Source organism: Streptomyces sp. NPDC005820 (assembly GCF_040630255.1).
Classification (GTDB): Bacteria; Actinomycetota; Actinomycetes; order Streptomycetales; family Streptomycetaceae; genus Streptomyces.
Genome location: NZ_JBEXXE010000062.1, coordinates 30,010 through 50,446 on the forward strand (window position 1 = coordinate 30,010; position 20,437 = coordinate 50,446).

11 protein-coding genes and 1 pseudogene are annotated in these 20,437 nt (G+C 73.1%); 1 reads left to right on the forward strand and 11 read right to left on the reverse strand.

The genetic code is table 11. The annotated features are described in order from the left end of the window. From ABZ464_RS46490 to ABZ464_RS46520, 7 genes and pseudogenes are all read right to left on the reverse strand, one after another. Nucleotides 1–3,726, reverse strand: a complete 3,726-nt coding sequence (locus ABZ464_RS46490) for a DUF5682 family protein (RefSeq protein ID WP_359288007.1) — start codon at nt 3,724–3,726, stop codon at nt 1–3. Next, entirely contained in the window at nt 3,723–4,862 is a 1,140-nt protein-coding gene (locus tag ABZ464_RS46495; protein ID WP_359288008.1) for an AAA family ATPase, read from the reverse strand. Before ABZ464_RS46495 ends, ABZ464_RS46490 begins: the two co-directional genes overlap by 4 nt. Nucleotides 4,863–4,905: 43 nt before the next feature. Continuing rightward, complete coding sequence (locus ABZ464_RS46500; RefSeq protein ID WP_359288009.1) at nt 4,906–9,861, reverse strand: DNA-binding protein; 4,956 nt, start codon at nt 9,859–9,861, stop codon at nt 4,906–4,908. Next, a complete protein-coding gene (locus ABZ464_RS46505) occupies nt 9,858–10,721 on the reverse strand; it encodes a DUF4132 domain-containing protein (protein WP_359288010.1) in 864 nt (287 codons plus the stop codon). The genes ABZ464_RS46500 and ABZ464_RS46505 overlap by 4 nt, the downstream gene beginning before the upstream one ends. 286 nt (nt 10,722–11,007) lie before the next feature. Continuing rightward, nucleotides 11,008–12,060: a Fic family protein gene (locus ABZ464_RS46510; RefSeq protein ID WP_359288011.1), complete on the reverse strand. Its 1,053-nt coding sequence runs from the start codon at nt 12,058–12,060 to the stop codon at nt 11,008–11,010. 40 nt (nt 12,061–12,100) lie between these two features. Beyond that, on the reverse strand, nt 12,101–12,868 hold the full coding sequence (locus ABZ464_RS46515; RefSeq protein ID WP_359288012.1) for a DUF6426 family protein: 768 nt from the start codon (nt 12,866–12,868) through the stop codon (nt 12,101–12,103). A gap of 556 nt (nt 12,869–13,424) precedes the next feature. Beyond that, nucleotides 13,425–13,784 (reverse strand): annotated as a pseudogene (locus tag ABZ464_RS46520) (IS110 family transposase); the annotation flags it as partial. Between the two features lie 234 nt (nt 13,785–14,018). Between ABZ464_RS46520 and ABZ464_RS46525 the strand changes: the two are divergent. Beyond that, nucleotides 14,019–15,821 (forward strand): BTAD domain-containing putative transcriptional regulator, encoded by a 1,803-nt coding sequence (locus ABZ464_RS46525; RefSeq protein ID WP_359288013.1) that lies wholly within the window; start codon nt 14,019–14,021, stop codon nt 15,819–15,821. 73 nt (nt 15,822–15,894) lie between these two features. Here the strand turns inward: ABZ464_RS46525 and ABZ464_RS46530 are convergent, their stop codons facing one another. From ABZ464_RS46530 to ABZ464_RS46545, 4 genes are all read right to left on the reverse strand, one after another. Beyond that, complete coding sequence (locus tag ABZ464_RS46530) at nt 15,895–17,154, reverse strand: MFS transporter (RefSeq protein WP_359288014.1); 1,260 nt, start codon at nt 17,152–17,154, stop codon at nt 15,895–15,897. A 72-nt stretch (nt 17,155–17,226) separates the two neighbouring features. Next, a complete protein-coding gene (gene lanKC / locus ABZ464_RS46535) occupies nt 17,227–19,824 on the reverse strand; it encodes a class III lanthionine synthetase LanKC (RefSeq protein WP_359288015.1) in 2,598 nt (865 codons plus the stop codon). Nucleotides 19,825–20,040: 216 nt separating this feature from the next. Beyond that, entirely contained in the window at nt 20,041–20,193 is a 153-nt protein-coding gene (locus ABZ464_RS46540) for a hypothetical protein (protein WP_359288016.1), read from the reverse strand. A 54-nt stretch (nt 20,194–20,247) separates the two neighbouring features. Continuing rightward, on the reverse strand, nt 20,248–20,400 hold the full coding sequence (locus tag ABZ464_RS46545) for a hypothetical protein (protein WP_359288017.1): 153 nt from the start codon (nt 20,398–20,400) through the stop codon (nt 20,248–20,250). Nucleotides 20,401–20,437 lie beyond the last annotated feature (37 nt).

Genomic DNA, 20,437 nt, shown 5'->3' on the forward strand with positions numbered 1-20,437 from the left:
TCATCGGGGTTCTCCGCGCAGGCGGTCGCCCACCCAGCGGGCGAGGGCGAGAGGGCTGAGGGCGGCGACGGGCATGCCGGCTGCCACGAGCTGCCGGGCGATCGGCACGGAGTAGCGCGGGGTGCCGGTGTCGTCCAGGGCGGCGCAACCCATCAGGTGCACGCCGGAGGCGGCGAGGGCGCGCACCTCGTCCAGGAGCCCGGCGAGCGGGTAGCCCTCCTCGAAGTCGCTGACCACCGCCACGAGCGTCCGGCTGGGCACCGTCACGAGCGAGCGGGCGTGGGCCAGGCCGGCCGCGATGTGGGTGCCGCCGCCGACCTGGACCTCCAGCAGCAGCGACAGCGGATCGTCGACCCGGTCCGTCAGGTCGATCACGTCGGTGGAGAAGGCGAGGAAGTGGGTGGAGAGGGTGGGCACCCCGCCGAGTACGGCCGCGGTGAGCGCGGACCAGATGACGGACGCCTCCATCGACCCGGACACGTCGACCACGAGGATCAGCCGCCAGTCCGCTTCCCGGCGCGACCGGGTGCGGAACACCGGCCGCTCGGGAACGACGACCGTCCGGCCGTCGTCCAGGCGCCGGGCCTGCGCGAGGTTGGCCCGCAGGGTGCGGGGCAGGTCGAGCGGGCCGCCGGGGCGGCGGGTCGGGCGGGGGGTGGCCAGTCCGGTGAGAGCCGGCCGCAGGCGGGTGGCCAGCTCCCGGGCCAGCTCGTCGACCAGGCGGCGCACCAGGGGGCGCAGCCGGGCGAGTTGCTGCTCGGGCAGGGCACCGGCGAGGGAGAGCACGGACGTGAGCAGTTCGACCGAGGGGCGTACGGCGGCCGGGTCCAGCTCGGCGAGGACGTCGCCGCGGCCGCGCTCGGCGGCCTGCGCCAGCACCTCCTCGCGGACGTCCGGGCCGAACAGGGCGGTGAGTTCCTCGCTCCATTCCCGGGCGGTCGGGAAGGACGCCTCCTGACCGCCCCCACCGCCTCTGCCACCGCCTCCGCTCGTCGCGAGGTCGTCGGATCCCTCGCCGCGGCCGGAGCCGTACAGCTCGTCGAGGGCGTGCGCGTAGCGGCGGGCGTGGTCGGGGAGCCGGCCTGCCTCCCTGCCGAGGAGCAGCCGCCAGCGGTCGGCGGGGGTGAGGCGGGAGGCCGGCGCTGGTCGGAGTGCCGGTGTGGGCCGTGGTGGCGGGGCGGGGGGTGGCTGCTCGGCCGCCGGGCCGGTGCCGGGCGTCGGGAGCCGGAGTGCGGTCGGTTCGGCCGTCGGGCCGGTGGGGGGCAGCGGGAGCCCGAGTGCCGTCAGTGCCGCGAGACCGGCCGCGTCCGCCGCCGTCCACATCGCCAGGAGTTCGGGCGGGGCGGTGAGGGACAGGTCGAGGCGGTCGCCGAGGCGTTCCGTGACGGTGCTGAGGAGCCGGTCGCGTCCGGCCGGGGTGAGGCTGTCGAAGCCGCCGCGCAGAGCGGGCAGCCGGTCCAGGAAGTCCTGGTCGGTGAGCGTGTCGATGCGGTCGAGGAGCGGGTCCAGGGCGGCGGGGGCCGATTCGAGGAGGGGCGCGGTGGCGCCGAGCAGTCCGGTGAGGAGCCTGGCCAGGCGGCGACGTCCGTCCGGGGCGGTGGCGGTGTCGATCCAGCCGGCGGCGCGGGCTCCCAAGGTGTCGGTGCTGTCGAGGTCGAGCAGGACCCGGGCGGCCAGGGCAGCGCCCTGGACGAGCGGGGAGCCGGTGCGGGCGAGGATGGTCAGGGCGTCGTCGATGCGCAGGCCGAGGCGGTGTTCGCCGGTCCGGGCGGACAGCGCGACCAGGGCGGCGGCGTCCTCGGGCCGGTCGCTGCCGGCCAGTCCGGGCAGGGCGCGGACGGCTGCTTCGAGCAGGGTGTCGGTCAGTGCGGCGGCTTCCCGGACGGCCTCGGGGGTGGCACCGGGCAGGTGTCCGCGGCCCAGCGCCTCCAACAGGTCCAGCGCTTCGAGCAGTTCGGGCAGCGTGGCGGCCGTCGGCAGCAGCGCGGCGGCGTCGGCGAGGCGGTCGGTGACCAGGGTGGGCAGGTCGCAGCGGGCGGCGGCCCGGAGCCCGCCGATGACGTGGGCGCAGGTGGCAGCGGTCTCGTGGCGGTAGGCCTCGCGGAGGGTTCCCTCGGCGGCCTGGGCGGCGGTGACTCCGCGTATTCCGGCCAGGTCGAGTCGTACCGGAACGGCCGGGGTCCACTGCAGTTTCCACCGGGAGGTGAGCGCGGTGCCGTCACCGGTGCCGGTCACCGAGACGGATTCGCCGTAGCTGACGTGGCACACCGCGAGGCGCTGCAACAGCACTTCGCGGCGGCGGTCGAGGCCAGAACGGATCGGGTCGAGGCGGACCTCGCGCGGCCCGGGGTCGTCCGGACCGGGCAGCCGCAGCGCGGCCAGTTCGGCCTCCACCGCCGGACCGAGCCCGGAGCGCGGGGTACCGGGGGCGACCCTGCCCCAGCCGCTGCCGACCAGGATCTCCTCCATGGCCCGGGCAAGGGCCCGGCCACGGCCGAGCGGCTCCCCCTGGCCCAGTACGGTCGTCAGGGCCTCCAGCAGCTCGCCCCGCCCGGGCGCGGGAAGCCCGCGCAGCCCGGCCAGGTCGCAGGCCAGCCGGAGGGTCTCGATGGCCTCGCCGGTGCCCGCGGTGTGTCCGGCCCTGCGCAGCGCACGGCACACGTCGGTGATCGCGCAGGCCGCCGCCTCACGGACCCGGTCCGGATCGCCCGCGGCGGCGTACACCGCCTGCTGCCAGCGGGGGTCCCGGATGCCGGCGGGGTAGCCGGACCGGGAGTCGAGCAGATCGAAGGCGTACGGAACGAACGAGGTGACAGCGGACGGGCCGTGGCCGGGGAGGGGCGCTGGGCTGGGTGGGGTGTGGCCGTCCAGGGGCGCTGAACCGGGTGGGGTGTGGGTGGTGAGGAGTGCGGGATCGGGCGTAGCCTGGCCGTCGAGGAGTGCCGGGCCGCGCGGGGTGTGGCCGTCGAGAAGCAGGGGGTCGGCCTTGGGCACGGCCTCGCCGTCAGGGCCGCCTTCCCTCGTGACATCCGCCAGCGCCGGGGCGTGGAACGCCCCGACCACCGCGGCGACGCGCCGACCACCCGCACAGGCCTGCTCCAGCACGGACCGCATGTACGTCTCGCGGGCCAGGTCCACGGCCGCCAGCGCCCCGGACGCCTCGGCGTCCCGGCGCAGCGCCCAGCCGACGCCGAGTGCGGCACGGCGGACAGCGTCCGGGGTGCTGCCCGGAGCGAGCACCTCCACCGCCCGGTCCCACACATCGTCACCGTCCCGTCCGGTGCCGGCCGCGGTGAGGGCGTTGGCGAAGACGGTCCGGGAGCCGCCCGCCCTGGCGGGTTCGACAGCGCCCCAGCCGGGGTCGGACAACGGCAGGTCGCAGCACAGGACCTGGGCCCCTCGCGCGCGGGCCCAGCGGACGGCGGCCAGCTCCGGGGAGAAGTCCGCGAAGGGGTAGAAGCCGAGCCGTCCGTCCTCCCGGGCGCCGGCGAGGGCGACGGGTGCGACCGTGCCGGGGTCGGCGAGGTGGACCAGCCAGGGCTGGAAGTCGGCGGGCAGTTCGACGCAGACGACCTCGGCGCCGGACGCGTCCAGCAGCGCGGGCACGGCGGCGGCGAGAGCGGGGCTGTGATGACGTACGCCGAGCAGGTACGGCCGTACGCAGTCCGCGAGGGCGGAGACGGCTGCCCGGGGTTCGTCCTGAGTGGTGCTGTGAAGGACCGTCAACGGAGGTTCTCCCGCAGGTCCCACAGACGGCGCCAGAGGGCCGAACCGTCCTCGGCGCGGCGGCGGACGGGGCCGTCCCAGTAGCCGAGGAGGCGGGCGTGGTCGGTGGGGTCGTCCTTGCGGACCACGCCGAGGAGATGGCCGGGGACGAGGTCGAGGGTGTCCCCGGCGGGCAGGTAGGCGGTGGCGACCCCGAGGGAGGTGGCGACCTGTACGGCCTCGGCGGTGGACATCACCGTGCCGGGCCGCTCGACGTCCCAGCCCTCGGCACAGCGGCCGGTGCGCAGGTCGCGGAAGACGGTGACGAGGACGTCGAGGACGGCGTCGTCCACCCCGAAGGCCGCCCCCGCGCGCTGTACGGCGGCGACCGCCTGGCCGCGGACGAGTGCCAACTCGGTCCCGGCGTCGGCGATCGGCTGCACGGTCTCGAAGTTGAAGCGGCGCTTGAGGGCGGCGGACATCTCGGAGACACCCCGGTCGCGGAGATTGGCGGTGGCGATGACGGTGAAGCCGGGGGCCGCCGCGACCTGGGCGTCGTCAGTGCCGGACAGTTCGGGGACGCTGACCCTCCGATCGGACAGGATGGACACCAGGGCGTCCTGCACCTCGGGCAGACAGCGGGTGATCTCCTCGACCCGGGCCACCCGCCCGGTGCGCATGGCACCGAGCACCGGAGAGTCGACGAGGGCCTGGCGGCTCGGGCCCTGGGCGAGCAGCAGGGCATAGTTCCAGCCGTAGCGGAAGGCGTCCTCGGTGGTGCCGGCGGTGCCCTGCACGGTGAGCGCGCTGGTGCCGCAGACTGCGGCGGACAGCAGTTCGGAGAGCATGGACTTGGCCGTGCCGGGCTCGCCGACGAGCAGCAGTCCCCGCTCACCGGCGAGGGTGACCACGCACCGCTCGACCAGGGCGCGTTCGCCGACGAACTTGGGTGCGATGACGAGGCGTTGTCCCTGCCGGTCCAGGGTCTTGCCGTCGCTGCCGCAGATGAACGTGACCACGGAACGCGGGGTCAGGGCCCAGCCGGGCGGCCGCGGCCCCTCGTCGTGGGCGGCCAGGAAAGCGAGTTCGGCGGCGTGCCGCTCCTCGGCGGGCAGGATCTGCCGGGCCGGGGCGGCGGCCGTCAAGGTGGTGCTCACGGATGTCCTCAGCGGTTCGGTACGGGTGCGTGGGAGTTCTGCTTCAGCGGCGGGGTCCGCGCTTGGTCTTGAGTTCCGCGAAGCGCGGTACGTCGCCCTCCCGGACGCGTTGCCAGGCCCTGCGGTACAGGTCGGGGGCCGGTTCCACGTTCAGCGGAAGGTACTGGCCGGTGACCAGCACCCCGTACAAGGGCAGCTTCCACTGCTCCAGCGGCAGATGCGGAAACGTGAGGGCCTCCCAGCCGCCGGGCAGGAACAGCGAGCGCCCGGCGCGGGACCGGCTGCCCCCGACCACCAGGCCGGAGGTGGCGGCCAGTTCGGCCCGGGCCGCCTTGAGCCGGGCGGGCTTCCAGCCGGTCCAGCGGGCCGTGTTGCGGTCGGTGGGGTCGGGCATCGCGAGCAGCATCAGATACAGGGCGGCGGCGTCCTCACCGATGCCGTACTCCTTCGCGGCCTCGGCGACCAGTTCCGGTACGGACCGGGTGGGGTCCTGCGGATACCAGGTGCCGTCCTTGCCGCGCTCGCCCGCGACCGGGTCGCCCGGGTCGGCGAGGAAGGCCGCGAAGCGCGGGTCGCGGGCGACCCGTAGCGCCGCCTCGGCCGGGAAGAGCGCTCCGTCCTGCCCGAGGCGCAGGGCGGGCAGGTACGGGTCGTGGCCGGCCGCGTCCAGGAGAGCGACGCACAGGGCGGGGGCGGGCATGTTGTCGTGGGTGGCCATGATGATCGCGCCGTACCGCTCGAATCCGCTGCCGACCTCGGTGGGCCGGCCGACCGCCTCGCGGAAGCGGGGCAGGTCGACGTAGGTGACGAGGTCGAGCATGAGCCCGGGGTGGGCCAGCCGGTCGTGTATCGCGCCGAGAGCGGCGGGCAGCGCGGCGCGGACCGGGTCGCCGACGGGCAGCCGGTGCGCGAGCCAGGCGGCCAGGACGACCGAGTCGATCAGCGTGGCCGCGGTGAACCCGACGGCGTCCTCGTCGAGCGGGGCGACCCGGTCTCCGGTGACCGCCCATTCCAGGTCTCGGCTGAGGCGGGGCTCGGAGGCGGGGTCGAGCAGTGCGGCCAGCGTCGCGGGCTCTGCATGCAACGCGCGCTGCACCTCTCCCAGCAGCGCCTCGGGCAGCATCCTGCGCCTGCCGACCTCGCTGTTCCAGACCTCCGCGGCGGCCGCTGTGTCGGGGCCGTCCGTCCACAGTCCGGCCGGGTCCCGGGGCAGGAGGGCGGCGACGACGGCGCGAAGGACCGAGGAATCGGTCTTGTGCAGTTCGTCCTTGGCCAGGGCGGCGTCCGTCACCTTCACACCGAGCACGCCCCGTGCCTCGGCCGTCAGGAACGACCGGTCGTCGCTGTCCACCTGCGGCAGTCCCGCGACGATCAGCCGGGCCATGGTATCGGTGACCCCGGTCAGCCGGGCGAACTCCTCGGCCGCCGCCGGCATCCACGCGGCCGGTCCCCGCTCGGCCAGCTCGGTGAGGAACGCCGTGACCCAGCTGGCCTCGCGGTCCTCGTCCCCGACCGGGGAGGAGGATTCGACCGTGTAGGGGGCAGGCGCCTCGAAGCGGCCGGACGGGTCATGGAAGAGCGCCTCGAAGTCGCAGCCCTCCTTCTCGTCGAGCATGGTGCACGCGGTGACCGCGAGGAAGGCTCCGCCGGTCAGCGGCAGCACGCCCTTCAGATTCCCCTCCCGCCACTCGCCGTCCGGGGTTCGAAGATGACTCGCGTCGACATGGAGGGAGACCCGGCGCCAGCGCGCGAGCTCGGCGGCCGAGGTCAGCCCGAGCGCGTCGAACTCGCGCAGCAGCGCCACCAGGGTCTCCCGGTGGTCCGGCGAGGTGGTGGGCGAGGCGACCCGGAACGCCGTCGCGGTGAGGAGGTCGGGCAGGGGCGCCGCGTCCAGGTAGCCGCCAGGCAGTTCGGGACCGTCGAGGTGGAGGCGTACGGCCGGGGCGGGGCCGTCGGCCGGGAGTGAGTAAGACGGGTGGGCTTCGGCCGGGAGTGAGTCCGACATGGGAACGTCGGCCGGGAGCGAGTGAGTCGCGGGAGTTTCGGTCGCGCGCAGTGCTCGCCTGAGGACCCGCATTCGCCGGAAGACGTTGTCACGGTCGGTCGCGTGGTGGTGCCAGCCGCCGCGGCAGCCGTCGAGGCCGCTGAGCGCCTCGCGCAGCAGCCCGTCAGACGGTCCGGCGGGGCCCTCGTCCTCCTGGGCGCCGGCGAGTCGTGCGGTCAGCCGGGTCGCCGCCGCGTCGAGGACCTTCTGCTGCTCGGCGGCGTACCGCACCACGCCCGCGATGCCCGCCAGGAGTGCCTCGTCGGTGACCTGATGCAGCAACTCCACCACGTCATGCGTGAGTTCGGCCTTCAGCAGGGCCCGGGCGGTGTCGTCGTCGATGCGGCGCAGTACGGCGGAGCCCTGCGGGTCCCGGGGCCGCAGGCAATGCCAGTACCGCAGTGGCGGAAGGATGGGGGTGCCCGCGGCGAAGTCCCCCGGGGCTCCGTCCGTCTTCGCGGTGGCCGTGACCACCGCGTCCGGGTCGACGAGATGGATGCTCCAGCCGTATTCGCGGGCGGCGGCCACCAGCCGGTCGGCGCCGGGGAACCGCACCGCGGCGTACGGCATCCCGAACTCCTCCGGGACGGTGACCTGGCGTCCGGCGAGGTCCTCGCCGAGCCAGGTGCGGTCGGAATGGCGCAGCACCGCTCGCCAGCCGAGCAGCCCGTCCACCGGCATGCCCGCGGGAGTGGCCTCGTCGAACGGGTAGGGCGCCAACGACCCCGGCGCCCTGGTGCCCTCCCCGTACGCGTCGGCGAGAAAGGCCGGCGTGCTCTCGCGGCCGAGCCGCCCGGTCGCCGGGTCGTACTCCAACCAGGTGTTCCCGCCCCACGCCCAGTAAGAGGCGCCGTCCCCGAGCAGGTTCGCCGCGACGGGCACGGTGGTGTCGCCCCGGTGCAGGACGCCGCCGCCGGTGGCCCGGCCGCCGCCGGGCAGGGGCAGAGTCGGGACGCCGTTGTCCTCCCGGTACCAGTTCATCTGGTTGCCGCGGGGGACGGTGTCGCCCTCCAGGGTCAGGATGCGGTCGGGGGAGTGGTGCCAGTATCCGCGCGCGCCGTGGTCGTGGGTGGGCCAGTGGACGAGGAGTTCGCCGTCCACGAAGTGGAAACCGGGCGAGCCGTAGGTGCCCAGGGCCGGCAGCCGCAGATCGTGGGTGAGCAGGGTGCCCTCGGTGCCGATCACCCGGACCTGCGCGGCACCGGCGACGATGAGATACGGCCAGGCGTCGGTGACGTGGAGATCCTCGACGCGGTCCTCGCGTACGAGGTCCCTGGCTGCCTCGTCCCAGGCGGGCCAACCTAGTTCGTCGAGGATCCCGGCCCTGAGCGTGCGGGCGAGCAGCGGGGCGAGGTCGGTGGCGGCCACCTCCCGGATCTCGTCCTCGGCGAGCCTGAGGGCCTCGCCGGGGAGCCACTTCAGCCGCTTCAGCGCTTCGGGGAGGCCGGGCAGCCCGGTGGCGGTGGAGCGCCGCGCGACCTCGCGCACCCAGTCGGCCAGCATCGGCCGGCCGCCGGGCGACTGGACGAGGGCCCGGATCGTGTCCAGGTCGTCCTCGTCGCCGTCGAACGTGTCGGCCGCCTTGTGGAAGACGTCCCGGAACCGCTCGGCGGCGGCGAAGGCGAGCAGGTCGCGCCGGTTCTCGCCCTTCGCCCACCCATGGAGTTCCACCACATGGAAGACGCCGGCAGGGACGTCAAGGGCGAGCAGCAGGTCCAGTAGGTCCAGATCGTGCCCCGCTTGCAACTCCCCCTTCGACGCCATGAGTTCGGCGCGCAGCCGGTCGGCGGAGCGCTCCACGAGCGGGTACAGGGCGGGCAGATGCGAGGGTTCGTGCCAGCCCTGCGTCCGCTCCTGGAACGCCAGGAAGCGGGCGAACCAGCCCGCGGTGCCGTCCTGTGGCCGCTCCTCGTCGGGCAGCGAGTCGTCCCGGAGTCCCACGAGGGCGCCGGACTCCTCCAGGATGTCCAGCCACATCAGCAGTACGTCCCGCTCGCCGGAGTCCGGCATGAGGTTCAGCAGCGTGCCGCGCACCGCGGGCTCGCGCCGGGCCAGGGCGACGACGCCCGCGCGATGGGCCTTCCACCAGCCGGGTGCCGCCTTCGCCGTCGTGGGTAGCGCGAGCAGGTCGGCCAGGTAGTCCTGCTCGGCCGTGCCCCCGTCCTGGCCGGCCGCGCGGGCCAGCCTGCGCACGTCCCGCGCCAACTGGGCCGACGGCACGAGCCCGCCCGCGGTGCGCCGTACACACAACCGGGTGAAGCGCTCCAGGGCCTCGCCCGCCGGCACCCGGGCGGCCAGGTCCTTCGCATAGCCCGACAGCACGGTCGCCGACAGCGCCCCGGCCAGGGCGAACTCGAGGAAGACGGCGTCCGTCCGCTCCTCGTCCACGGCAAGCCCATGCTCGGCCTCCGCCTGCCGGGCCCGGTTGAACAGCTGGGCCGCGTACGTGGGGTTCTCCGCCAGCAGGAAGACGCGCGCGGCCTGTTCGTAGAAGGTCGGCAGGAAGTGCGGCACGGCGGCGGCCAGTCGCACGGCCACCTCCCGGTAGGCGTCCAGGGCCGCCTGCGGCCGGGACTTCGCCAGGCGCGCGATCCGCTCCAGCTCCGGTACGACACCCAGCGCGTGATGCCCGTCCTCCGGGTGGTGCACCAGCACCCACTCCGGGAAGCCGAGCGCCTGCCGCGCCCCCAGCCCGACCTCGACCGGCGCCGCCTCCGGTTCGAGCCCGAGGTAACCGGCGGCCAGGTCCTCCGCCGCGCCCAGCTCCCCGGCGACCAGCCGCACCACCACGCGGTCGTCCAGTCCCGGGTGCGTGTACGACCGCGCCGTCAGCGGCACCGCCCGCTCGCCGGCACCCTCCGTGCCACGCGGCAGCACCGCACCGGCCGCCAGCAGTTCCTGGTACTCCTCGTACTTCTCGTACTCCCCGTACGACACCTGCGTTCCCCCGCTCACGCGCCCGTCACCTCGTCGATCACTCGTCCGGCGTACAGCGCCGCCGCCATCCGCATCCCCTCCGACCAGGCCACCGGGCCGACATCCGCGATCCGCAGGGTCCGCCCGTCGGGGTCGTGCCAGGACAGCGGACCGGTCGACACCTGGTACTCCCAGGGCTCCCCGATCCACACCGCGGCCTCCACGGTGCGCGCCCCGTCGCGCACCCGGCACACAGCCCGGGAACCCGACACCCGGTAGCCCAGCGAGGTGACCCGCCCGGCGAGCGCGGAGCGCGTCGGGAACCAACCGCCGGCGAACTCGGAGACCCACGTCGCCTTGCCGTCCGCATCAGCCGGCTGCTGCCAGGTCGCCCGGTGGATCTGCTCGACGCGCTGCACGATCCCCAGTTCCGCCGCGAACTCCCGCAGGTCCTCCAGGTCCGGCAGCAGCACGGGGTGCGGCAGCCTCACGGTCCGCGGGGACAGCCGTACGGTCTCGCCGTCGAGGTCGACCACGCGCAGCTCGCCCGACTCGGTGGCGTCCCGCAGGAAGCCCACGGCATCCGGGTCGTCGCCGACCACCACGAGGTCGCGCAGCGCCGACTGCCAGGCCGCGTCGCGCCACACCCGGGCGAGGAGGTCCGTGGGCACCGGCAGGGCCGACACCATCCAGGTGTCGACCTGCGCCACGCACGCCGTCTCATGCCTCGCCAGCCACTCGGCGAAACGGCGCAGCCGCTCCACCTCCGGATGGTCCTTGAGCGTCTTCGGCAGCGACTTCAACTGCCGCCCCGCCGCCCGTCCGGCCGTGGCCCTGGCCGTCACCCGGCCCTCCACCAGGGCGACTTCATACCCGTCACCCGCCGTCAGCCAGCCCACTGGCCCCCGCCTTCCGCGTCAAGAGAACTCGAGATCGTCACAGCGCTGCCGGGGATCCGGCACTCGGAGTGACGATGAGCGGAACGCTAGGTGCAGCCACTGACAGTCGTCCGGGCGAATCTCTCCGGCGCACGACGACTCAAGCCCACCGGAGGTCACCGGCACATCCGCAGAACCACGTAACCGCGTCACGTAACGGACGCCAGACAGGGCACGACCCCGCCGGGCGGCTCGGTCCCAGGGGCCGGCGACGTGCCGGCGGGAGGCCCACCGGGAAGCGGGCACATCACGCGAAGAGGTCTCCGTAGGGTGTGTCCAGGATCGCCAGTGACCCGGGGTGCACCAGGGCTCCCGGAAGGCGTGGGTGGGGGGCGAGAACACCCTCCGCCAGCAGGCGTTCGAGGACCGGCTCCGGGTCGTGGGGGACGCGTTCGCGCAGCCAGGCCGCGGAGACCGCCGGGCTGGAGCGAAAGCAGGCCAGGACGGCGGAGGTGGCCGCGTCGCGCCCGGCGTGGTCGGCCGCCTCGTCGATCAGGGCGCCGTAGGCCTCGATGGTCGCGGTCCGGTGGCGGGCGGTGTCGGTGACCGTCCGGGCGAACAGCTCGCCCCAGACGGTCCACAGGCCCTCCGCCGCGGCGACCACCGCCTTGTCGTGTTCGGCCCGGTGGTGCTCGATCCACCCTTCGATGTCGAGCATGAGGCCCGGCATGAGGCCGGCGGCCACCAGGTCGCACTCGGCGAGCAGGCGTGCGGTCCGGCCGTTGGCGTCGGGGAAGGGGTGGATGGTCAGCAGCCGCACCATGCTGAGCGCCGCCGCGTCCAGGGGCGGCGAGGTGGTCCGGATGCCCCACTCGTACCAGCGCCGCATGTGGTCGCGCAGTTCCTCGCCGGCACCGACGGCGATGACGAAGCGCCGTCCGTCCGGCCAGGTCACCCTGGCGGTGGCGCGCCGGAAGCCGCCGGCGCCGGGGATGCTGGGGTCCGCGGTCACGAGCATGCCGTGCAGTTCGGCGAGTGCGTCCGGGGTGAAGCAGGGGCGGCGGCGGGGGTGTTCGGCGCGTTCCGCGCGAACCGAGTGCACGGCCAGCAGGCCGGCCTCGGCCCGGTTCTCCGCGGCCTCGGCGACTTGAGCGGTCACCTGCTCGTCCGTCATCCGGGCGAGGTGGCGGTGGTGCATCTTCAGGCGGTAGCGGGGACGGTGGAACAGGTCGGGGTCGCCGAGATGCCGACGCGCGGTCTCGGTGAGCGCGGCCAGGGCGGCCAGCGCCGAAGCGCGGGCCGCCGCGGGGACCACCTCGGCGTGGAGCGGTGGCACGACGGGGGTGATCCGTCGTGCCACCGGTGCGGAGGGGGGAAGCGCCATCAGGAGGGGACGGGTCTCAGCAGGAGCGCCCGGTCACGACACCGGTCGGGGCGGTGACGTTCACGTACTCGATCCGGTACTTGAGAGCGGTCCAGTCCCACGACGTGATCTTGTAGATGTTGGTCTGGTACTCGACGTACAGCGCCCAGCTCTCACCCTGGTTGAGGGTGACGTCGATGGTCGTGCTGTGGCTGACGGTCGTGTTGATCTGGGCTCCGAGGGAGGCGGAGAGCACCTCGCCCGCCTTCGCCGTGATGTTCCCGCTGGCCTGGTACGAGACGTCGTACTTGACGGTGTCCGAGACCTTGTACTGGGCGGCGTTGGGGTTGCGGTAGCAGTTCTGCCGCTTCTCGAACTTCTCCCCCGGGCTGTAGAGAACCACTCGATCCCCGCTGTCGCCGCCCCCGCCGCCGTCCGAGTCGGGGTCCTCGGTGGCGGTGGGGATCCCCGGGTCCGCCGGGGCGGAGGGCTGCGTGGAGACGCCGTCGGTCACGACCGTGGGCAGGGTGGCGTCCGCCGGCGCCGGGTCCGGTGCTTCGCTGACGTTGGTGTCATCGACCACGCCCGTGGGCGTTCCGTCCCCGTAACCGGGGTTGTCGTTACCCGGGTCGTTGTTACCCGGGTCGTCGGGGACGGAGTCGTCGTACGGGGGATCGTCGTCGCCGCACGAGGAGTGGTCGTCGTTGCAGGAAGCGTAGGCCGTGAACGGGGTGGTGATCGCCGGCACCGTGGTGAGGACGGTGGCGCCGAGTGCGGCGGCCACCGCCATGCGTCTGAGTTTCATGTCTTTCTCAGGGGCGGACTGGAGCGGACGGCCGAATCGCTCGGTTGGGTTGTGATGGTTCGGACGGTCTGAGCCCCCAGCACCGGCCGAGGTGTCAGGAATCGGGCGGCGCGCGCGTAGCGAGCCGGAACGCCGCGCGGCCATGGCCCTGGTCCGTCGCGAGTCTGCGTTCAGGGTGTGCGGAACCGCGGGGGATGTTCGGCCCCGCACACCTGTTCCTGTGGACGACGCCAAGTCTTCGCGTCGGCGACCACCGCAGCATTGGGGAAATCCCCACAACCGTCCGGCAAATCGCCGGAACGGGCATGTCGTCCGCCGTCCGAGGGGCCGCGACGCCCTGGCCCGGCGCGGACGCGATGAGAAGCCGCTTCCGTACCACCGCGCGACCGTTGCCGAACCCGCCGTCCCTGGCCTGCTGTCCGCCGCGGCGCCGGAACGACTTGGGCGGCTTCTCCGGCACCGACCACCGACACGAGGATGATGCGGGGCCCGCAGTCTCTTTCAGGGCCTCGATGGGCCGGGGCGGGCTTGGCGGTGCCCCGCACCACTGCCCATGGGGGTTGGCCTCCAGCAGGGCGTTGATCTGGGCTTCTGTGGCCCAGCGTTGTTCGTGGACGGTGCCGAGCGAGTGAGCCGGCGACGGGATGACGATGTCGAGGGTGCCGGTGCCGGGGACGACGACGGTCTGTTCGTCGAGCGCGTCGAAGACGTCGTCGATCAGCCGCGCGGCCATGCGCGGGGCCTTGGGCCGGATCACCTCAACGAGCCTGCGTCATCCGGCTTTTCGCAGGGCGGCCGGAGACCCGTGGCGTTCGAGGAGCCAGGTGACGGCCTGGTGGTCGAGCCGAGGGCCGAGGACGCGTTCCATGGACGGGTGGAACTGGGTGAGCAGGCCGCGGATCCGGTTGCTGGTGCGGGCGGGGCGCGTCCTCCACCCCCTCGGCCACCCGCCCGGGATCGCCGGTAAAGGGTTGGTATGCAGGGGGTCCCCCAATGCTGCCCGCGTCTGCACGAGACACAGTCGAAGGGTCGGATCCGCAGGTCTCGGCGCCGCCGGACTCTGTGCTCTCTGCCCGTCCCTGACCGAAAGGTTGCTCAGCCATGCTCGCTCAGCGTCGCCGCCGGGTCCGTGTCTCGGGGGGCGTGGACTGTGCGTGAGACACCGGAGACCGCAGGAGGCGCGGCGCCGGTGCGGATCCGCGTCCTCGGGCCGTTGTCGGTCCGGGTCGGCGACGAGGTCCTTCCCCTCGGCCCCCTCAAGCAGCGCGTCGTCCTCGCCACGCTGCTGTGCACGCCCAACAGGTTCGTCTCCGTTGACCAGCTCACCGAGGCCGTATGGGCGGACGAGCCTCCCAGGACTGCCCGGAAGAACATCCAGGTCTACGTTTCCGCGCTCCGTAGGACCCTGGCCCCCACGGGGGACAGGCTTGTGCACGGGCCGGGGGGCTATCTGCTCCGGTCGGCCGAGTCCGAACTGGACTCGCTCGCCTTCCAGGCCTGTGTCCGGACGGCCCGGCAGGCCGCCGTGGAGGCCTCGTACGAAAGAGCGGCCGGGCTTCTCGACAGGGCCAGGCGGCTCTGGGGCGGCCCACCGCTTCCCGAACTGCGCTGTTCCGAACTCCTCCGCGCCCACGCCGACCAGCTGACCAGCCGTTACCTCACGGTCAGTGAGGACTGGGCCGAGGCGGCGCTCTCGGTGGGGCGGGCCCGTGAGGTCGTGGAGGCCGTCGGTGAGCTGATCGAGGAGCATCCCCTGCGGGAGAGGCTGCGGGCCGTACAGATGACCGCCCTGCACCGCGCGGGGCGCCGTACCGAGGCACTGGCGGTGTTCGACGACGTCAGGCAGTGCCTCTCCCGCGAGCTGGGACTCTCGCCGAGCCCGGTCCTGGTGGCGCTCCATCGCTCCATCCTCGACGGAAAGGAAGCCGACGCCCCCACACCCGCCCGGCGCCCACCGACCGTCACGGCGCTGCCGGCCGACGTCCCCGACTTCGAAGGGCGCTCCGAACTGCTCTCCGAACTGCTGGACCAGGCAGTGCGGGGCGGCTCCGTCACGGTCGTGGCCGGCTCGGCGGGAGCCGGGAAGACTGCTCTCGCCCTGCACGCGGCGCACCGGTTGAAGGACGAGTTCCCGGGCGGCAGGATCTTCGTACGGCTGCACGCGGACGACGGATCGATACGCCCGGTCGCGTCCGTTCTCTCGGAGTTGCTCGCCCACGCCGGTCTGCGGAAGGTCTCGTCCGACGATCCGGAACGGTCTGCCGCGCACTGGCGGGGCTGGCTGGCGGACCGCAGGGTGCTGCTGGTTCTCGACGACGCCGCGCACGAGGCAGGTCTTCGCCCTATCCTGCCGGGCGAGGGACGCAGCGCGGTGATCGTCACCTCCCGCGGCCTGCTGGCGGGGCTCGCTCCCGCGTTTCGCCTCCAGATACCGCCGATGGCGGTCGGCGAAGCGCTCGGCCTGCTCGGCCGGCTGATCGGTGTCGGCCGTGTGCTCTGCGACCGGGCGGCCGCCGAACGCATCGTCATGGCGTGTGGGCTGCTGCCGCTGGCTGTACGCGCGGCGGGACTCAAACTCGCCGTGCTGCGTCATCTCCCGCTGGCCGAGTACGCCGACCGCCTCGCCGATCCGCGGATGGTGCTCGACGAACTCATCGTGGGCGACATCCTGGTGCGCGACCGGGTGAGTTCGGAGTGGGGCGAGCTGGACGAACGGCATCGTTGCGTGCTCCTCGGCCTCGCGGGCCTGCCGCTGGCCGGCCGGTTCACGGTGGACGAGGCCGCGGCGGCCCTCGGGTACGGGCTGGAACGCACGCTGCGGACACTGGAGTTGATGATCGAGGCCGGTGCCGTGGTCTCACCCGCGAGCGAGGTGACGGTGCACGCGGCCGAGTACTGCGTGCCGTACCTGACGCACCTGTACGCGCGTGAAACCGTCGGTCACCGGGCATGAGACGGCGGGCGGCGGCAACGGCCCGTTCCGCGGCGGTTGTCGCGGCCGTCGCGGACCTCGCCGGTCAGCGGGTTCAGCGGGGGAGTCCCACGGCCGTATCCGTGCGATCGGCCTCGTGGAGGGTGCGCGCCGACCGGAGGGCGGCCGGGCCGGCCAGACCCGCCGCCGTGAGGGAGATCGCGCACAGAGCCCACATCGCGGGGCGTACTCCGAGCCAGTCGCCGAGGGCACCGCCCGCCAGTGCGCCGATCATGGCCGTACCGGCGGTGATGACCTGAAGCGCCGCCGTGATGCGCCCCATCTCGTCCTCGGCTACATCCACCGCGAAGACCGAGATGAGCGCGACATTCGCGATCGCTCCGAAGAAGACGGGGACGCCGATGCCCACGGCGGCACAGGCCGTCGCCAGGGGAAGGGGACCCGAGGCCACGGGCAGCAGCACATAGCACGTGGTGCCGGCGGCGAACGCGAGGACCGTCGTCCGGCGCGGGTCACGGTCGGGAGCGAGGACACGTGCGGAGACGGCGGAGCCGGCCAGGCCCATGACTCCCGACAGGACGAACGCGAGGCCGTACCAGCCGGTCGGCAGATGGATCACGCGGAGCAGGAAAGGGCCCGTCAGCGCGGAGAGCCCGGCCGCCGCCGCGGCCGGGACGACGATGAAGACGAGGAGCGACCGGTGGAACGCGTGTCCGGTGAAGAACCGCAGTCCGGCGGCGGCCTCGCGGAAGGTGCCCGTGCCGGCCCCGCGAGCCCGCGCGGGCATGCTGTCGGCCGCGCGCATGCACAGCAGGGCGGTTGCGCTGAGAAGGTAGCTGAGGACGTCGACGGCGAGCGCCGCCGACGTGCCGAACGCGACGATCAGTGGGCCCGCGAGGACCCTCCCGAGCAGTGCCGCCCCGTACTGCCCGGCCTGGAGCCGGGCCCGGACCGGTCCGATCCGCTGGGCGTCGACGAGTTGTCGCAGGTGCACGAAGTACAGGGACCCGGCCAGGATCGACAGAACGCCTTGCAGCGTCCCGAGGCAGATCAGCCAGCCGATGGCGGCGAGGTGGGTCCAGACGCCCAGCGCGAGCATGCCCACGCCGAGCGCGGCGACGGTGTCCAGCGCCATCAGCGTCCTGCGCGGGCGTCTGATCCGGTCGGCCAGCGCGCCGGCCGGCAGCCCCAGCACGATCGCGGGCACACTGGCCGCCGCCGCGATGACGCCCATCTCCCCCGGGGAGGCCCCGAAGTGGACGATGGCGACGACGGGCATGGCCACGGCGGTGCAGACAGAGCCGAAGGCTGAGGCGGTCTGGCCCCACCAGTAGAGTCGGAGATCACGTCTCACGGCACGCTCCTGAGCGAATGGCAGCGGCGGACGCCGGGATCCGGAGGAGCCCGCGCCCGCCGGACGGGACGGTCAGCGGTCGGTTCGGGCGTTCCCCGTGGCCAGGTGCGCGTCGATGGTGAAGAGCGCGTCCGGGCGCGGGTGGAGGAGCTGGGTGAGGAACAGGAGGATGCCCGCGGATCCGCTCCACAGGTCCGCGCTGTGGCGCAGCAACTGGTCGCCGGGGAAACGCACTCCCGTGGGGTGCGGCACGGTGTACTTGAACAGCGCTCGCCCCACGCGCACGGCGGCCTGGTGGTCGTCCTGGTCTCCGGTGAGCGCCGCGCGGTCGGCCAGGGCGAAGCCGAGGCTCGACAGCCCGTTGCAGAGGCCGGGCATGACGGTGTAGGTCGTGCGCAGCGGCCGTAGCAGCCGGGGCATGGCGGCGGCGAGCCGTTCGTCCTCGGCCGCCAGCAGATAGCGGGTGGCGACGTGGACCACGCCGGCGGATCCGCAGTACAGGTAGGGCATGATCCGCTTGTCGGTCGTGGAGACCGGGAAGCTCATTCCGGAGCTTTCCGGGTCGCACTCGCGGTCGAGTTCGGCGTGCAGGAGCCGCAGCCCCCGGTCCAGCAGCGTGGTGTCGCCGGTGACGGTGGCGAGCTGGTGGAGCGTCAACGCGACACCGGTGCGGCCGTGAAAGAGGCCGGTCGCGTCATCGGCGCCCAACCGCGCCACCAGGTCGTCGTCCGCCGGTATGCCGCGGGCGAGCGCCGCGGCGCGGTCGAGGTGATGCTCGTCCCGGGTGTGCCGGTAGAGCGCGAGGTGGGCGAGGGCCACTCCGGCGGCACCGCCGAACAGGGTCGCGCTGCGGTCGACGAGGGGGTGCCGATCGCCGCTGTCGAGGAGCGCGCGGGCCTCGTCCAGGTGTCCCTGCTCCGCCAGGACCCACGCGATGCCCGCGGTCCCGACGTGCAGGCCCGGCGGCAGGGAGCCGGCCGTCGCGAGAGCGTCGCGGCGCAGCCGCTCCACTGTTCCCGCGGGTATCTCGCGGCCGGCCCGGTGCAGGGCGTGGACAACACCGGCGGCGCCGTACGCCACACACAGGGTGTTGGTGTGGTAACCCTGAGGCACCGTGGGGAAGATCCGCGCCGGGTGCTGCGGGTCGGCCATCGCCACCAGCGCGTCCCCGACCCGGTCCCGGAGCTCCTGGAGACGTGCGAGGGGAGCCTCCGCGACCATCTGCGCCGAGGGCAGGACGGGACGCGGACCAGGCGCGTGGAACGCGGTGACCCGCTTCCACAACGCCGGCGGGACGGGGGCGAGCTCGGTCAGGTCGTGGTGCAGGTGAGCCAGCGCGTCCGGGTTGCGACGCACCACATGGTGCAGGGGCGCCACGAGCAACTGGGCCAGCGCGGCAAGCCCGTACGCGTCGTAGACGGACGGGTCCTCACCCACCAGGGCCCGCGGCGGCATGTACCCGGGCGTACCGGCCGCGAAGAAGGGCTCTCCCCGGCGGTGGGCGGCCTCGAAGTCCACCAGACGGACACCGTCCTCCTCGTCGACGAGCACGTTGTCCGGGCTGATGTCGACGAAGAGGTAGCCACACGCGTGCAGCTGCTCGACCGCCGCCTCCACACGGGAGATCAGCTTCTCGCAGCGGTCGTAATAGGCGGAGAAGTCCTGCTCGGTCGCGTCGATCCTCACCAGAGGGGTGTGGGTGACCATCCACTTCTGCAGGGTGACGCCTTCGACGAACTCGGTGACCAGGAAGTCGTGCTCCCACTCGGCGAAGTACGCGATCGGTTCGGGAGCGAGCCCGGGAGCCGCTCGGTGAAGGGCGTTCAGCGTGTCCCACTCGCCCCGCAGGCGTCCCCGGGCGTCCAGGCCGTCCTGTTCCACCGCGGTGTGCGCGCGGGCCTCCTTGACGAACACCGTCCGGCCGGTCGCCGGTTGCCGGCCCCGGTAGGTGCCGCCCGCGTTGCTGTGCCGGATCGACTTCTCGAACACGATGCCGCCGAAGGACGGCTCCCTCGCGGTGGCCGAAGGGGCGGCAGGCGGGGGCGCGGTCGGCGCGAACGGGTCGACGACGCCCTCCGGCAGATGGAAAGCGGCGTCCCTGCGGTCCTCCACCAGGTCGCCATGGCCGTTCCTGACCATGAAGACGCGGGTCCCGTCCGGCCTGTCCCGTGGCACCGGGGCGAAGCCGCCGTAGCGGTAGTGGACGACCCGTGACCCCGGGAACCGGCGATCTGAGAGGATGTACGGCCCTTCCTCGTCCTTCAGCGCCTCGGTGAGCCGTTCCATGAGTGCGCGTGCCGTGTCCACATCAGGGGGATAGGCGGCGATGAACTTGCCGCCCTGGGGACGGGAGGCGTGCTTCTGGTGTGTCCACTGGTAAAAAAGGCGCGCGGAAAGGTGCTTGAACGGCACGTCTCGTTCGAAACAGATTCCGGCGACGACATCCAGTACCTCCGCCAGCCGGTCGGAGCGAGCGGATACATGGACTTTCCAGCCGTCCACGGCCGTATTCACCCCCGCGCGCTGCCACGCCGTCCAGATCCCCAAATCGGATTCCTGCCAGGAATCGGGGACCTGGCTGGGCCGGTACACCTCGCCCCGGTCCCTGGCGCTTTCCAGCGGGGCGTAGAAGTCCGGGTCCGCCACCACGAAACCCATCAGCGCGTTCATGAGAATTCTCCGCAATCGAGAAGGCGGGCCGGCCGCGGTGTGCAACGGCCGGCCCGCCGTCGGGGCTATTCGAGTACGGCGCCGCAGCGGTACGCACTCAGTGTGCTGATGTGGGCCTCGACCTCGGGCCCCGCATCGGCGCCCTCGAGGTTCTGCAGCGACAGAACCGAATCGTGCCCATCCGCACCGGGGGACTCGCTGTCCTCTTCCACGGCGTCACTCCGAGACGACGCCGCAGATCGCGACGCTCAGGCGGCTCGCGTGGGCCTCGATCTCGGCCTCCTCGTCCGCGCCCTCGAGGTTCTGCAGGGACAGGACCGACTCGTCCTCGGCCTTGTCCCCACCCGCGGGCTCGACGTTCTCCGACATGCCGCAACTCCTTTCGAGATGTTCTGGGTTCAGGAGATCCGGATCAGCGGTCAACTACTCCGCCACGACACCACAGACCGCGACGCTCAGGCGGCTCTCGTGCGCCTCGACGTCGGCCTCCTCGTCCGCGCCCTCGAGGTTCTGCAGGGACAGGACCGATTCGTCCTCGACCTTGCCCGCACCCGTGGACTCGATGTTCTCCGACATGGTTCTTCTCCTTGCGTCCATGACTGGAATACGGATA

Coding starts and splice junctions, on each gene's coding strand:
- ABZ464_RS46515 (WP_359288012.1), bottom strand. CDS start 12,868: ATGAAACTCAGACGCATGGCGGTGGCCGCCGCACTCGGCGCCACCGTC.
- lanKC (WP_359288015.1), bottom strand. CDS start 19,824: ATGAACGCGCTGATGGGTTTCGTGGTGGCGGACCCGGACTTCTACGCC.
- ABZ464_RS46540 (WP_359288016.1), bottom strand. CDS start 20,193: ATGTCGGAGAACGTCGAGCCCGCGGGTGGGGACAAGGCCGAGGACGAG.
- ABZ464_RS46545 (WP_359288017.1), bottom strand. CDS start 20,400: ATGTCGGAGAACATCGAGTCCACGGGTGCGGGCAAGGTCGAGGACGAA.